The sequence below is a fragment of the Microcystis sp. BLCC-F210 genome, from assembly GCF_042134685.1.
In the GTDB taxonomy this organism is placed as follows: domain Bacteria; phylum Cyanobacteriota; class Cyanobacteriia; order Cyanobacteriales; family Microcystaceae; genus Microcystis; species Microcystis aeruginosa_D.
Genome location: NZ_CP169647.1, coordinates 2,177,247 through 2,191,984, shown reverse-complemented (window position 1 = coordinate 2,191,984; position 14,738 = coordinate 2,177,247). Strand labels below are relative to the sequence as shown.

The 14,738-nt window shown below is 44.8% G+C and carries 10 protein-coding genes; 3 read left to right on the top strand and 7 right to left on the bottom strand.

Features of this window, described 5'->3' with window-relative positions; genetic code table 11:
* Positions 1 to 123 precede the first annotated feature (123 nt).
* The gene (ppc, locus tag ACE3JL_RS10545; RefSeq protein WP_375329427.1) at positions 124 to 3,180 is read left to right on the top strand and encodes a phosphoenolpyruvate carboxylase; all 3,057 of its coding nucleotides are present in this window, start codon (positions 124 to 126) and stop codon (positions 3,178 to 3,180) included.
* Positions 3,181 to 3,773: 593 nt separating this feature from the next.
* Here the strand turns inward: ppc and ACE3JL_RS10540 are convergent.
* The 6 genes from ACE3JL_RS10540 to bchD form a co-directional block, all read right to left on the bottom strand.
* Complete coding sequence (locus ACE3JL_RS10540; RefSeq protein ID WP_271992214.1) at positions 3,774 to 4,715, bottom strand: glycosyltransferase family 2 protein; 942 nt, start codon at positions 4,713 to 4,715, stop codon at positions 3,774 to 3,776.
* Between the two features lie 54 nt (positions 4,716 to 4,769).
* Complete coding sequence (gene ispD, locus ACE3JL_RS10535) at positions 4,770 to 5,453, bottom strand: 2-C-methyl-D-erythritol 4-phosphate cytidylyltransferase (protein WP_375329426.1); 684 nt, start codon at positions 5,451 to 5,453, stop codon at positions 4,770 to 4,772.
* A 205-nt stretch (positions 5,454 to 5,658) separates the two neighbouring features.
* Positions 5,659 to 6,057 (bottom strand): DUF1824 family protein, encoded by a 399-nt coding sequence (locus ACE3JL_RS10530; RefSeq protein WP_271992216.1) that lies wholly within the window; start codon positions 6,055 to 6,057, stop codon positions 5,659 to 5,661.
* A 364-nt stretch (positions 6,058 to 6,421) separates the two neighbouring features.
* A complete protein-coding gene (locus ACE3JL_RS10525) occupies positions 6,422 to 7,312 on the bottom strand; it encodes a hypothetical protein (protein WP_375329425.1) in 891 nt (296 codons plus the stop codon).
* Between the two features lie 10 nt (positions 7,313 to 7,322).
* Positions 7,323 to 7,826: a hypothetical protein gene (locus tag ACE3JL_RS10520; protein ID WP_271992218.1), complete on the bottom strand. Its 504-nt coding sequence runs from the start codon at positions 7,824 to 7,826 to the stop codon at positions 7,323 to 7,325.
* Positions 7,827 to 8,186: 360 nt separating this feature from the next.
* Positions 8,187 to 10,184 (bottom strand): magnesium chelatase ATPase subunit D, encoded by a 1,998-nt coding sequence (gene bchD / locus ACE3JL_RS10515; RefSeq protein WP_375329424.1) that lies wholly within the window; start codon positions 10,182 to 10,184, stop codon positions 8,187 to 8,189.
* 190 nt (positions 10,185 to 10,374) lie between these two features.
* Between bchD and ACE3JL_RS10510 the strand changes: the two genes are divergently transcribed.
* Positions 10,375 to 12,057, top strand: a complete 1,683-nt coding sequence (locus ACE3JL_RS10510) for a hypothetical protein (protein WP_375329423.1) — start codon at positions 10,375 to 10,377, stop codon at positions 12,055 to 12,057.
* A gap of 227 nt (positions 12,058 to 12,284) precedes the next feature.
* Here ACE3JL_RS10510 and ACE3JL_RS10505 read toward each other — a convergent pair whose 3' ends face one another.
* Complete coding sequence (locus ACE3JL_RS10505; protein WP_271992222.1) at positions 12,285 to 13,568, bottom strand: TldD/PmbA family protein; 1,284 nt, start codon at positions 13,566 to 13,568, stop codon at positions 12,285 to 12,287.
* A gap of 198 nt (positions 13,569 to 13,766) precedes the next feature.
* Between ACE3JL_RS10505 and ACE3JL_RS10500 the strand changes: the two genes are divergently transcribed.
* Positions 13,767 to 14,576 (top strand): Uma2 family endonuclease, encoded by an 810-nt coding sequence (locus ACE3JL_RS10500; RefSeq protein ID WP_271992224.1) that lies wholly within the window; start codon positions 13,767 to 13,769, stop codon positions 14,574 to 14,576.
* Positions 14,577 to 14,738: the final 162 nt, after the last annotated feature.

The following is a 14,738-nucleotide window of genomic DNA, read 5'->3' as shown; positions in this document are numbered from 1 at the left end:
GAATATTATTAAGGGGCAAGTTCTGAGCTTTCTTTTTACTGATGACTGTTTACTGATGACTGATGACTGTTTACTGTTTACTGATTACTGTTTACTGATTACTGATTACTGATTACTGAAATTATGAGCGTCCTTGTCCCCTCAACCGAAACCGAACAGGATATTTTCAGCACTTCCAACCTGTTTCTGCAGCAAAGACTGAAATTAATCGAAGATTTGTGGAAAGAAGTCTTGATCTCCGAATGTGGTCAAGAATTAGTCGATTTACTGGAATTACTGCGCCATCTCTGTTCTGAGGAAGGACAAGTGACCGATGATAGTCCAGAAGCAATGATCGCCAAAATGATCGAAGATTTGGAACTAGGGGAAGCGATCAAAGTTACCCGCGCTTTTGCCCTCTATTTCCAGTTAATCAATATCATTGAACAACACTACGAACAAAGGGATCAGCAACTACTGCGACGGACGGTGATCGGGGAAGAAAACGAAAGTCCCAAGACAGACCCACCACAAAAAAGCATTTTAGCCACCATTGTCGGGGCCGATTGGCTAGAAAAAACCCTGAACGGGTCCGATAACTCCACCCCAAAATCGGGACTATTTCACTGGTTATTTCCCTATCTTAAACAAGTTAACGTCCCTCCCCAAGAAATCCAGCGTCTTCTCGATCAATTGGATATCCGTCTAGTTTTTACGGCCCACCCCACGGAAATTGTCCGTCATACCATTCGCATTAAACAGCGCCGCATTTCGGGCATTCTCGAAAAACTCGACCAAGCAGAAGAAATCTTTCGCAGTATGGGGTTAACTAACTCCAGAGAAGCACAAACAGTCACCAAACAGTTAAAAGAAGAAATACGTTTTTGGTGGCGAACAGATGAACTACACCAGTTTAAACCCACTGTCGTCGATGAAGTAGATTATGCCCTGCACTACTTCGATGAAGTTCTCTTTGATTCCCTACCCCAGTTAACCCTGCGTCTGCAGCAAAGCCTACAATCCTCCTTTCCCCGTTTACAAGCGCCGAAAAATAACTTCTGTCGCTTCGGTTCTTGGGTTGGGGGCGATCGGGATGGCAATCCCTCCGTTACCCCCGAAGTCACTTGGAAAACCTGCTGTTATCAGCGCAATCTCGTTGTTAAAAAATATCTCGATGCTATTCGCGACCTGACCAGTATTTTAAGTGCCTCCCTGCACTGGTGTCACGTCTTGCCGGAATTGCTGGACTCCCTGGACAGAGATAAACAGCAAATGCCCGAAATCTATAGCCAGTTAGCAATCCGCTACCGTCAGGAACCCTATCGCCTCAAATTGGCCTTTATTCAAAAACGTCTGGAAAATACACGCGATCGCAATGATCGCCTCAATGACCCGGAAGAACGACAATTATTAACTAAACTCAACGAAACCAACATCTATCGCTCCGGTTCTGAGTTTTTAGCCGAATTACAGCTATTAAAGCGCAGTCTCTTGCAAACCGGTCTTTCCTGTCAAGAACTCGATCGACTGATTGCCCAAGTGGAGATTTTTGGCTTTGTCCTGACTCAGTTAGATTTTCGGCAAGAATCCACCCGTCACGCCGAATGTATCGAAGAAATCGCCGCCTATCTCGGAGTTTTACCCAAACCCTACGGCCAATTAAGCGAATCAGAAAAAATCGCCTGGTTAGTGGCGGAATTAAAAACCCGTCGGCCCTTAATTCCCCGGGAAATGCCCTTTTCGGAAAGAACCTGCGAAACCATTGAAACCCTGCGAGTTTTAAGAAGTCTGCAAGGGGAATTTGGCCTGGAAATCTGCCAAACCTACATTATCAGCATGACCAACGAGGCCAGCGATGTGCTAGAAGTGCTGTTATTAGCCCAAGAAGCCGGTTTATACGACCCCGCCACTAGCCGCAGTTCCCTCCGCATCGTTCCCCTCTTTGAAACCGTCGATGACCTCAAACACGCCCCCGGCATCATGCAGACTTTGTTTGAATTGCCCCTCTATCGGGCAACCCTAGCCGGCGGTTACGACCATTTAGCGGCTTTAAACGGGGAGGACGTGACCCCGGAACCTGCCATCCTCGAACCGGTTAATTTACAGGAGATTATGGTGGGTTACTCCGATAGTAATAAAGATTCTGGCTTTTTAAGCAGTAATTGGGAAATTCATAAAGCTCAGAAGGCTTTACAGAAAACCGCTAAACAATACGGCGTGGATCTACGTCTTTTTCATGGCCGGGGCGGTTCCGTTGGTCGCGGTGGTGGACCGGCCTACGCCGCTATCCTCGCCCAACCCCGGGGAACTATTAACGGTCGCATTAAAATCACCGAACAGGGCGAGGTTTTAGCCTCGAAATACTCTTTACCAGAATTGGCCTTGTATAACCTCGAAACGGCGGTAACAGCAGTCATACAGGCAAGTTTACTGGGCAGTGGTTTTGATGATCTTGAACCCTGGAATCGCATCATGGAGGACTTGGCCACCCGTTCGCGGCAAACCTATCGCAGTTTGATTTATGAAGAACCGGACTTTTTAGATTTCTTCCTGTCTGTAACTCCCATTCCTGAAATTAGTCTTTTACAGATTAGTTCCCGACCGGCCCGCCGGAAAAGTGGTCAACAGGATTTAAGTACCCTGCGGGCAATTCCCTGGGTATTTAGTTGGACCCAAACCCGTTTTCTTTTACCAGCTTGGTATGGTTTAGGGACAGCGTTACAGATATTTCTCGATGATTCTCCTAACCGAAATTTAGAATTGTTGCGCCATTTTTATCACAAGTGGCCTTTCTTCCAGATGGTGATTTCTAAGGCAGAAATGACTCTATCGAAGGTGGATCTACAGATGGCTTATCACTACGTCAGTGAACTTTCTAAGCAGGAAGATCGAGAACGTTTTGAACGTCTGTTTGAAAGGATCAAAGAGGAATATAATCGCACCAGCGAGATTGTTCTTCAGATCACTGGCGAGAAAAACTTATTAGATAATGATCCGAATTTACAGCGCTCGGTGCAGTTACGCAACGGTTCGATCGTTCCCCTCGGTTTCCTACAGGTGTCTCTCCTGAAGCGTTTACGTCAATACAATAGTCAAGCCCAATCTGGTGTGATTCATTTCCGCTATTCTAAAGAGGAGTTATTAAGGGGTGCTTTAATGACGATTAATGGTATTGCCGCAGGGATGAGAAATACCGGTTGATTACAGATAATTAATGGTAGTTTTCGGGTGGTTATCTTGAAGTTAATCCACCCTTTTTTAGGTATTTGTCAACTCTAATTGGGGTTTGCTGAAAAAGTTTTTCGTGGGGGTAGGCTTCGGCCTATCCTTATAAGTAATACTAAATCCAGTTATTAAAAACTGATTATTTATTCCCTTTTGCCTTTTGCCTCTTGCCTCTTCTCATAACTAGCCTGTACTCAACGGATTTAGTATAACCTATACCCAACGAATTTAATATCACAATTTCTTTGCGTTTTAAAGCTAATGGTTAGTTTTTTCTTATTTTTGTAGATCTACTAGGCTGGCATTTTAAAAGGGAAAATCAACGCTAAAATTGGGCATTGTTTCTAATTATATTACTCAATCAATAACTGTAATTTTTTCCTTGCTTTTAACTGGCAAATTCCATTATAGCGGTTCTCATACCCTTGCTGATTAAGCTTTTCAACATCGATAATGTACCTCTTGCGAACAGGAAACGCTATAAATGAGATTTTTCAGTTTGTGCTATGGAATCAATGTGACACTTAGGGTACGGAATATGGGTTGAAAACTCACATCTGATAACTGAATTAAAGCCATTCGATTTCTTGAGCTTTTTCGGGTAATTTAGCCGTAGCTTGTCCTTGGCTGCGGGACTGAAACCCAATCAAATCCAGGGGAGTAGCCAATAAATCTACTATATCAGCTTTACCAAACATTAACTTGAGAGTATTTTTCGGTAGTTCTTTTAATAACCAACGACCGAGACGATAAATTAATTCGGAACTAGTAAAATTCCTTTGTAAATCAGAACCATGTAGTTCATGTAAATAGCGATTTGAGCGGCCGTAACGTTGAAATTGACTGCGAAAACTCTTGATAGTCGAACGATGACGATGGGAAATAACGGCGGTGGGTGCATAGGCTAATTGCCATTGAGTTTCTCGCAAAATTCGCCAGCAGATATCGGCATCGCCACCCGTGCTTAAATAGGGACGAAATAGACCAACTTTCTCGAAAGCGGCTTTTCTAATTGCTAGATTAGCTGTTTGACCGTAGGGATAAAAAGGGTGTTCTAAGAGAAATTTTTGCGAGAGAATCTCTCGACGTTCAGCATATTTCTCTAGGATTGAGTTACCAGTTAAGGCGAATATTTCCCCCGCAACGATGCCGATATCAGCATCCCTAAAGGGTTTAACTATTTCTTCTAACCATTGATAGGAAGGACGACAATCGGCATCGGTAAAAACTAACAGATCATAACGGGCAGTTTTTATGCCTAAATTACGAGCGGCGTAGGAACTTTGAATCTGATTTTCTGAAAGAACAACTAACGGAAATCCTGACCCTTTGCTCTTGATCACTGCCTGTTCTAAAATAGACCCAGTTTGATCGCTGCTATTGTTATTTACGAGAAGATACTCCACTTGCTCTCGGGGATAGCTTTGATTTTGCAAACATTTGAGCAAATCGGGAAGATCATCTTCGCCATTGTAGATGGGAATGATTACTGATATAAAGGGAAAAGTCATCAGAGACCGCCTAGAGTTGACCGCTACCTAGTCTAATACAATCACTGTCAACTTTTATGGCAAACGTTGACTTAAAATATATTCGGCAATTGCCAGATCTCCGGGGGTAGTAATTTTTAAGTTAGTTTCTTCACCGACGACAATTTTGACGGGAAAACCACATTTTTCTAATAAGGCAGCATCGTCAGTGACTTCCCAAGCTAATTTTCGGCCCTGTTCATGGCATTCTTTTAATAATTTTACCTGAAAACCCTGGGGCGTTTGGGCTGCCCACAACCGCGAGCGATCGGGTGTATCCTTAATCCAACCCTTGCTATCGACAATTTTAATCGTATCTTTCACCGGAATCGCCGCTATGAAACCCTGACAAGTGGCTAAAGCGACAGCACAGCGATCGAATAATTCGGGGGTAGCTAAACAGCGCGCCCCATCGTGAATTAAAACCGTCTCAGCCCCCTCTGGTAGGGCTTGTAAGCCATTGTAAACTGATTTTTGTCTGGTTTCGCCTCCTTGGATGATTTGCACGGGTTTAAGGGCATTTATGGCGGTGATGATTGCTCGGATCTCCTCAAAGTCTTCCGGTTGTGCCATAATCCCAATCCAGATAATTGCCCTAGATTGCATGGCAGCCAGCAAAGTCCAAGCGAGGAGCGGTTTTCCGTGCAGGGTGAGCAGTAACTTATTGCGATCGCTGCCCATCCGTTTACCCATTCCCGCTGCTGGAATTAACAAATACATATTTTTTTCAGGTAAAAAGTTAAGAATTCAATATATAGCGTTTCTGATTCACAAGAGGTACATTCCCGATCCTGAACAGCTTAATCAGCAAAGGTTTAAGTGTGCCGCACAGATGCGAGAACCGCTATATCCCCCCTTAATCCACTCTTGATCAGGGGGGTGCCGATGATGGTTAATCGCTTCAATAGCCCCAAAACTATGCCTCTTAAGAGAATAAATCGAGGGGAAAGTGACCATAAGTACCGACTAATTGATCATTTTCTGATTGACAAGAAATCAGAACACCGCGATAGGTTCCCGTATAGGAATCGAGATAGGAAGCTTGTCTTTGGGTATTATATTTAATATACACCGCTCCCAGTTCTGGCTGGTCTTCTGGGAGACTATTAGGTAGGGTATATCCTAGGGCTTTTAGATAACTTTTTAAGGCTTTAAATCCCTCTTCATCGTTATCGGCACAGATACCTAAATTAATTGATTCCGAACCTTGGTTAACTAATAAAATTGCCTGTCTTAGAGCTTCTTCTTCTTCAGGAGATTGGGCAATTTTTAGTTTAATACATCCATATTCTTTTAGGAGTTTCAAGGCTTCTTCAATAGACATGAGCGGTTAGATAGGCGGGGATAAAGATAAAAAATAAACTGTTGCTGCTGTCCTTAACGACAAATTTCCAAGTAAAAAAGCCCTAAATCATTGGGGTTTAGAGATAGGAAAATTTTGCATTGGTCTTAATCGTAGGATCGCCAATTCTAATCATATCAGGTTGGGGACAGGAAAATTTATCGGGTTTGTTTGATCGCTCCGGGTTGTGCGTACATTTCACTGACTGCTTTTTGATAGCTGAAGTAAACACCTACATTCTGAGGGGAAAAGAGGAGCATTTCTGGTGAGATACTATATCACCAGCTTCAGTCAACTCCTCCCGTTTTTCTAGGGCTTTTTCTTCAGTTGTTTCAGAGTCTTGCAGTTAAATTTCCGCCACGGCTCTTTCGATTAAGCGACGAGCGAGGGTTTGAATACCGGTGTGTTCATAGTAATTGGTGGTCATATCGAGGAATGCCCCAACATATACCAATTTATCGGCAGAAAAGTCGATAAATCCCTGAATTTTGCTCAATAATCCCTGCTGGCTCAAATCGCGATCGCTGACAAAACCACTCATCCAAGCTTTAGTCGAGTCGAAACTGTGACCGATAAAGTCTAATTTTCTGGCAGTATTTCCCCCCGGAATCAATTCTTTAATACTGCCGAAAGTGGAGTTAGATTCTAATTCTTCTGGGTGGAGAATACTGAGGGTGGATTCCACTTTGCGGATAAAACTGCCCCCCAGGGGAATTAAACCATCCAAACAAACTAACGCCGCCATCCGCATCAGGGATTCGCCGCTATAATCTCCCAGAGAAGCGACGAAATCATCGATACTATCCCCCGGAATGCCATTAATTTGACAAAAAGCGATTAATTCGGTCACTAATTTCAAAGTCAGATCGATGGTTTGCGCTTTTTCGGGGGCAGGGGTTAATTTTTCGATTAAACCACCCATCAGAGGAATTTTACCACCGACGGCATTGGCAAGAGAGGCGGCGGCTAGGGCATTATCGGCGCTGTCGATGGTTTGGTAGAGCCAGAGGGCCTGTTGATAGCCCTGGGATTTATCATTAAACAACCAAACGGCTCGATCGCCAATCTGTTGGATCATACTTTCGTCGGTTTCGCCAGTGACTTTGATAATCGTATTTTTAAACCCGACTAGGTTATCCCACTGTCCCGGCACCACATAATCAAGGGTTTTGAGGACTTTGACGGTGAGATTATTAGTCGGTAATTCGTCCACCAGTTCAAAAATTGGCTTACTCACGGATGTCTCCTTACTTTAATTTTGCTAGACCATCTAAATCGAACTTAGCTAACCAAGCTTGGCGATCGCTGGCAGCAAAATCCGCATCCCGCGATAAAACCTTGACTTGATAGCGATTATTGACTAAAACGGTGCTGGCGGTTGCCCCCTGTTCGATGGAGGGAAAACCTTTGATTGTGGTTTGACTGTTTTGGAATTTATTGGCCGCAGCGGGATTATTGCTAATGTCAGATATGGCTAACATGGCCACAACTTTGCCATCTTGCTTCAGTTTTGCCTCAGCAAAGCCTTTTTTCTCCTGGGTATAGACGCGCTCGTATCCTTCCCCAGAGGGCGGGAAAAACCGATTAAAACTGCCGCCAGAGGTGGATTTTTTCACCACTGCCGCCGCCCCGCGAGCGGTACTTTCCTGTTGCGCTTGGTCAAATTGCGAGGGAGCTTTAGCACAGGAAGTTACTAGCAAAAGTGTCGCTAATACCCCTGCTATCAAAATTTTGCCAAATCGAAAGCTCATAGTTATCTTAATTAAAACTTGCTCATGTTTGTTTGTAGTATATCTCTCGCTGATTCCTGATTATTGTTAAGTTTTTCTAGATTCTGCCACACGAGACCAAAAAAAACAGAAAATCAGCAAAATTAGAGTCAATAGCCAATTTTTAGGTGTGTGTCTCAAGATTACAGAAATATCCACCGCCGAGAAATTATCGGGAACTTTTCAGTTAATACAAATGTATGAAAAACTGCGTGTAAGCATCTCGCATTTGGGGGTGCGATTTGTTTCTAGCCCAAGAATAGTCACCCTGACAGAGTAAGGTTTAAAGCTAGGGTGGGGATGGTAGATTGACAAAAATGATCTGCACCCCCTAACCACTAGCTACAGTCCCGCAATTGCCCCTCGCGCCATAGATGCGATCGCTTGTTCCGTGGCCCGGGGTAGATGATAATATTTACCCCCGGCTTTTAGGGCTAATTCTTTGGCAAAACCAGTGGAGACGAATTTTTTCTCCGTATCGATGACCAGCAGTTTAATGCCTAAAGAGCGAATTTTAGCGGCAATATCGAGCAATTCTGCCTTAATATCGGGTTTTTCCCCCTCTGGAATCGGTTCGCCTAAAGATTTCGCCAAAGGAATATTACTTCTCCCGTCGGTAATCGCCACCACCACCACTTGACCGATATCCCCCGATAAACGGGCATTCATTCCCACATGAACCGCTTGGGTTAAACCGTGGGCCAAAGGGGAACCGCCACCACAGGGCAGGGTTTCCAGACGTTTTTTCGCTAGGGTAATCGATTTGGTCGGTGGCAATAGTACATCTGCTCGCTCACCCCGGAAAGGAATCAGGGCAATCTGGTCGCGATTTTCGTAAGCTTCCGTTAACAGACGCATAACCGCACCTTTGGCCGACTGCATCCGATTCAGGGCCATGGAACCGGAGGCATCAACCACAAAGACAATTAAAGAACCGGCCTTGCGGGCCAGCCGTTTTGAGCGCAGATCCCCTTCTTCTATAATCACATGACGTTCGGGATTCCTTAAGCGACGGGCTTTTTGATAGGGTGCGGCCGCCCGGAGAGTGGCATCGACGGCGACTCTTTTCACCTTGCCCCGGGGTAACATCGGCTTAATGTAACGTCCCCTATCTTCCGAGAAAATCAGGTTACGCGCTCCCGATTTCCCCTGACGCTGGGCCATCTGGGCAAAATACAGCACACTGGGATCCAGTAAAACCCCTTCCGGGTCGAAAACAAATTCTTCTGGCAGATTATCCGGCTGTTCCGGCTCTTTTTCTTCCTCTTTCTCCTCCTCTTTTTCTTCCTGTTCCTGCTGGTTTTCGTCTTGGGGCGGTTCCGGTGGTGGCGGTGGTGGTGGTGGCTGTTGTTCCTGTTCTGGGGGTGGCGGCGTAATCAGCGATCGAGGTACAATAACTAATTCGACGGCCCTTTTTAAGTCATCGGCACTGACTAAATCCCGACCTTCTAAAGCGGCGGCCGCCTTGGCTACTCTCACGGCAAAAATCTCGGCGCGATGACCTTCTACCCTACCGCGCACCGCTTCTTCCACTAGATAACTAATTTGTTCTGGTTTAATTTTTACCTCTTTTAACCATTCCCTCGCTAGGATAATTTCGGTTTTTAGATCGTCGATTTCTTGGGCATATTGGGCGATAAAAGCGCTGGGAGAAACAGCATACTCGATCGCCTGATTGACGGCGGTGACTCGTTGGTCTAAACTGAGAACACCATCGGCGGAAAGAGCAATGGCAATTCTATCTAATAAATGGGTTCGTAAGTCCCCTTCTTCTGGGTTATAAGTAGCGATCAGAAGCGGTTTACAGGGATGTTGAAAACTGATGCCTTCCCGTTCGATTTGGTTACGTCCTTCGCTTAAAACTGTTAGTAATTGGTTAGCAATTTGGTCATCGAGTAGATTAATTTCATCGACGTAGAGAATTCCCCGATGGGCGCTGGCTAATAAACCGGGTTGAAAGACTGGTTCCCCCTGTTTCACCGATTCTTCCACATCGACGGAACCCAATAAACGATCCTCGGTGACTCCTAGGGGAATCTGCACGAAAGGGGCCCGGATAACTTCCGTGGGGACTTCTCCACTGCTATATTCTTCTTTAGTGCGATCGTCCCATTCGTCGGGATTGTTGGGATCGCAATTAAAGACATTACCTGCGATAATTTCGATCGGTGGCAATAGAGAATGTATCGCCCGCGCCATGACTGATTTGGCGGTTCCCCGACGACCGGCAATCACCACACCCCCCAGGGCGGGATCCACGGCGGCTAAGAGTAGGGCTAATTTAATCGCTTCTTGGCCGACAACGGCAGTCAGGGGAAAATTGAGGGTCACAGTGGGCATAGATCTAGATTCAGGCGGCCAAATTCTAGTGTAAAACAGAAGTTCCCGGGTCTGGCACTTTTCCTCTTTTGATTCCCGAACCCAGATTTTAGCCGCATCTCGATGGATTTCTTCAACCCCGAACTGATCGACAAGTTACCGGGTTAATCTAGGATTAGCTCCTAATAACGGCTGTAGAGAGGACAGAAATATGATAGCGACAATAATCGATCGCCTTACGGAAACCAACCCGCAAATTATGCGAGAATGGCAAGGAAGATTAACCCCGAAAAATATCTCGATCGCCTCGATTATCTCCCTAGTTGGTCAATTATTAGTTTATTTATACTATCAAAATCTCTTGCCGGTAGGGGAGGGATTTAGTCGTTACTGTACCGCTAATCCCCCCCATAACAACGATTATTACCCCTATAGTGGGCTTAAATACTGTATCCAAGACCTAAATGGTGAATGGATGATTATCTCCCGGTTATGGTGGTTAGATATCTTCACTTTTCTGAGTATTACCGGCATTTTCGCTCTTTTAGTGGTGGGAACTTATCTATTAATCGCCGATCTTTCCGGGGAAGAGCGCCGAGGTACACTTAATTTTATCCGTCTGAGTCCCCAACCCGCCAAAACGATTTTTATCGGCAAAATTTTCGGGGTTCCCATTCTCCTCTATCTCGTCTGTCTTCTCGCTTTACCCTTTCACTTGGGAGCGGGTTTATTAGCAGGTATTCCCTTATCGTTAATTTTAGCCTTCTACGGGGTTCTGATCGCTAGTTGTGCCTTTTTCTATCATGCTGCCCTGAGTTTCGCTTTAGCCACGCCATGGTTAGGGGGATTTCAACCCTGGTTAGGCAGTGCTACAGTCTTAATCTTTGTGTTTTATAGCACTATTTTTACTTTATCGGGCTATGGCGGTTCCCGTACCCCCTTTGATTGGTTAATTCTCTTTAATCCTAGTTTTGTCCTTCCCTATCTAGTTAAATCTACTTTTCTCCCCCCCGATGCGGTACGCTATCTAGGAATCTCACAAATCTTTGATCTGCGTTGGTACGGTCAATCTCTCTGGCAATCGGTTATAATGGGTATTAGCTTAATTTTGCTCAATTTTGCCCTCTGCACCTGCGGTTTAACCAGAATTATCCAGCGTCGCTTCCATAATCCCCTCGCTACTCTTGTTAGTAAACCCCAAAGTTATTGGATTATGGGCTGTTTTAGTGCCATTAGCCTAGGTTTTGTCTTCCAAACTCTGGAACCGAGCTATCTTTTCGATAATTTCGCGATTCTTAGCGTTTTTGTGGCAATTTTCGGCTTGTTAATCCTTTTTGCCCTCACTCCTCCTCGTCAAACTCTTCAAGATTGGGCCCGCTATCGTCATTTGCCAGGAAAAACGGGCATTAGTCTGGGAAAAGCTTTAATCTTTGGCGAAAAAAGTCCTTCTACTCTAGCCATGGCTATTAACGTCGCCATTGCCATTTTATTCATTCTTCCCGCTATTTTTATCGCCCCTCTCTATCAATATAAACTGGCCACTGCAGCTGGGTTTCTCTTGGGAATGAACATGATTTTAGTCTATGCTGCTATCGCCCAATTATTGATGTTAGGCAGCACAAATAAACGCGCTTTGCTGGCAGCCACTAGCATCGGCATTTTGATTATTTTCCCCTTTCTCTGTTTCGCTGTCTTGGGAGTTGATCCCAGTCAATCTCCGCTGTTATGGTTTTTTACTTTTCTTCCCATTGCCGCTACTAAATATGCTACACTTCCCTCTTTCGCTTTGGCAATCTTCGGTCAGTGGTTGGGTTTAACCCTCCTCGGATGGCAAATTAATCGGCAATTAAATCGCCTTGGTGCCTCGGCAACTAAAGGGTTAATCCCAAGCTAAAAAATAGCGACTCACATCGGTTAAATTTTTTTCCTAAAAAAGCTTGACAAAACCCCACGACTTGACAGATAATTTCCTATAGAATGGGAATCCGTGCCTGCCTGCGAACTCCTTCTTTTCAGGTCAAATAAAGCCCCAAAAAATTAACCCCAAAAAGTAGGCTGAGTTAATTTCAGTGGTCAGTAAACTGATAACTGATAACTGATAACTGATAACTGACAACATTTTTAGCCCACCACCGATAAACTATCAACAATTAGCGAGGGAGTATAACAGGAGCCATTCCATTGATTATCGGACCCTAAAGCGATTAAATTCTGTAAAGCGGTATAAACATTTCCCGTCACCATTGTATCTTTAACTCGTCCAGTGATTTTGCCCTTTTCTATGCGATAACCCAGATCGATATTGACGGAAAAATCGCCCGAAATATCAGCCCCATGACCTAAAATTTGGTCGATAACTAGGCCCTCATCTATTTGCGAGATTAAATCCTCTAAAGTTCCCTCTCCCGGTGCAACAATTAGATTAACTAAATCTGGCATAGGATAAACCCCTAAACTAGGGCGAAAACCGTTTCCCGTCGGAGTAGTTTTTAATAATCTAGCTGTGGTACGATCGCTATAGAATTCCTTAACTCTACCTCCCTCAATTAAAGATAAAAATTTGGTAGGAGTTCCCTCATCATCAAAGGGACAACTATAGGGTTCTCTGTCCGGTTGTTGGGATAAAGTCAACTTTTCTGACATCACCAATTGACCGATTTTATCACTCCAGGGGGAGGACTTTTCTAATATCTGTTTACCATTTAAAGCCATACCCACCGTACCCCATAAAAGGGTAACTGCATTAGCAGTCAATAAAATTGGTAATTTTCCCGTGGGACTGTCCACATTATTGGCTGCCCATTGTAGTCGCTGTAATAACTGTTTAATTACCGTATCGGGATGAGGTGTACTGCGAGTATATTCCCCATCATAAACCGCGAGAAAATCCTCCCCCCGCACCCATTCAATCCCCAGATAATAACTCAAAGCTGTATCAGTGTATTGACAATATAAACCCTGGGAATTAACCAAACGGGTGATTTCCCGTTCACACTCCCATTCACCACTGCAAATAACCTCAGGATAAACTTGGCGAATTTGGCCAATCATTTGATTACCCATCTCGATTAAAGATTCTACCGCCACATCTTGGCCAATCGGGTCATAAATTGCCTGTCGTGGTGCCGAAAATTCGATTTCTTCGGGGGCATTGAGATAGGATAAATTTAACGCCGTTTCTACTAAAATTTCCGGTTTCACATCACCATAACCCACCGCTAACCCCGGACAACCCTCGCGCCATAATCTTAAGGCAGTTCCCACAGATTCAGAACTTTCTAGCTGTTTGAGACGATTAGCCTCAAAAAAAACGGGATGGGAAAGGGAGGAAGATTGATAAACTTCGGCTGCCACTGCTCCCGATTTGAGAGCCAGTTCGATTAGTTGTTGCGGATCGATCGTCATGGTGATAGTTGTTGAGATGATAGCTATTTGATTATCTCAAGCTTCGGCGCAAACACCTAAGACTGGGGCGAGTTAAAAATTTTTTGCTTATTCATCAATAATATTTTTGAGCAAAGATGATCAAGTGGGCAATGAAGTTATCATAGAGTTGATCGAGAGTCAAAAACATGGATACTCCCACCTAGAGAGGCCGAAAAAATGACGATTGCCAAAAGCGACGAAACTGCCACCTCTCCGGCACTGATAGAAGAAGATTTCGAGGACTTCTGGGAACCCTCCCCACCCCCCACAGACTTAATTTTTGATGATGGTGAACCCTTGGAAAGCAACCGACACCGCATTGCCATGAATGTCTTGATTCGCTCCCTACAGCAGGGTTACGGCGAACGAGACGACTTCTACACCAGTGGCAATATGTTTATTTATTTCAGCCGCGAACAGGCGAAAAATCGCGATTTTCGCGGTCCAGATTTCTTTGCTGTTCTTAATGTCGATGGCAGCAGAGAGCGACAGGGTTGGGTAATTTGGGAAGAAAAGGGACGTTATCCCGACGTTATCGTGGAATTAACCTCTCCTAGTACCGCTAAGACTGATAAAGTGCGAAAAAAGGCAATTTATGAGGGAACCTTCCGCACGCCGGATTATTTCATCTACGATCCTTTTGATGCCAATTCTTTACAAGGATGGCATTTAGGGGCAGACCAACGCTACCATTCTTTAGAACGAAACGAGCGCGGCTGGTTATGGTGCGAAACCTTAGGCTATTGGTTGGGAACTTGGGAGGGTACTATTGACCGAGAAACGGCAATTTGGGCGAGATTTTATGACCCAGAAGGCAATTTAATCCCTTTGCCAGAAGAAGCAGCACAGGAGCAAGCGGCTGCAGCACAGGAGCAAGCGGCTGCAGCACAGGAGCAGTTAAATGCCACTCAGCAAGCTTTGGAAGCGGAAAGACAGCGTTCTCAAAGGCTGGCAGCTCGTTTGCAGGAAATGGGGATACAGCTATAGTATAGCTGTATTTATTTAGGTGAGGAGGTAAACTGCTCCTGTTCCTTCTCGCTCAAAGTCGGTTAATTTCTCCTTTTACGGTTGAGGGAGCCTGCAATCTCAGTGTATTTGAAATCTAGCTCGACACCTGTTTGCTGCTGTGATTACCTTTTAACCAGTGGG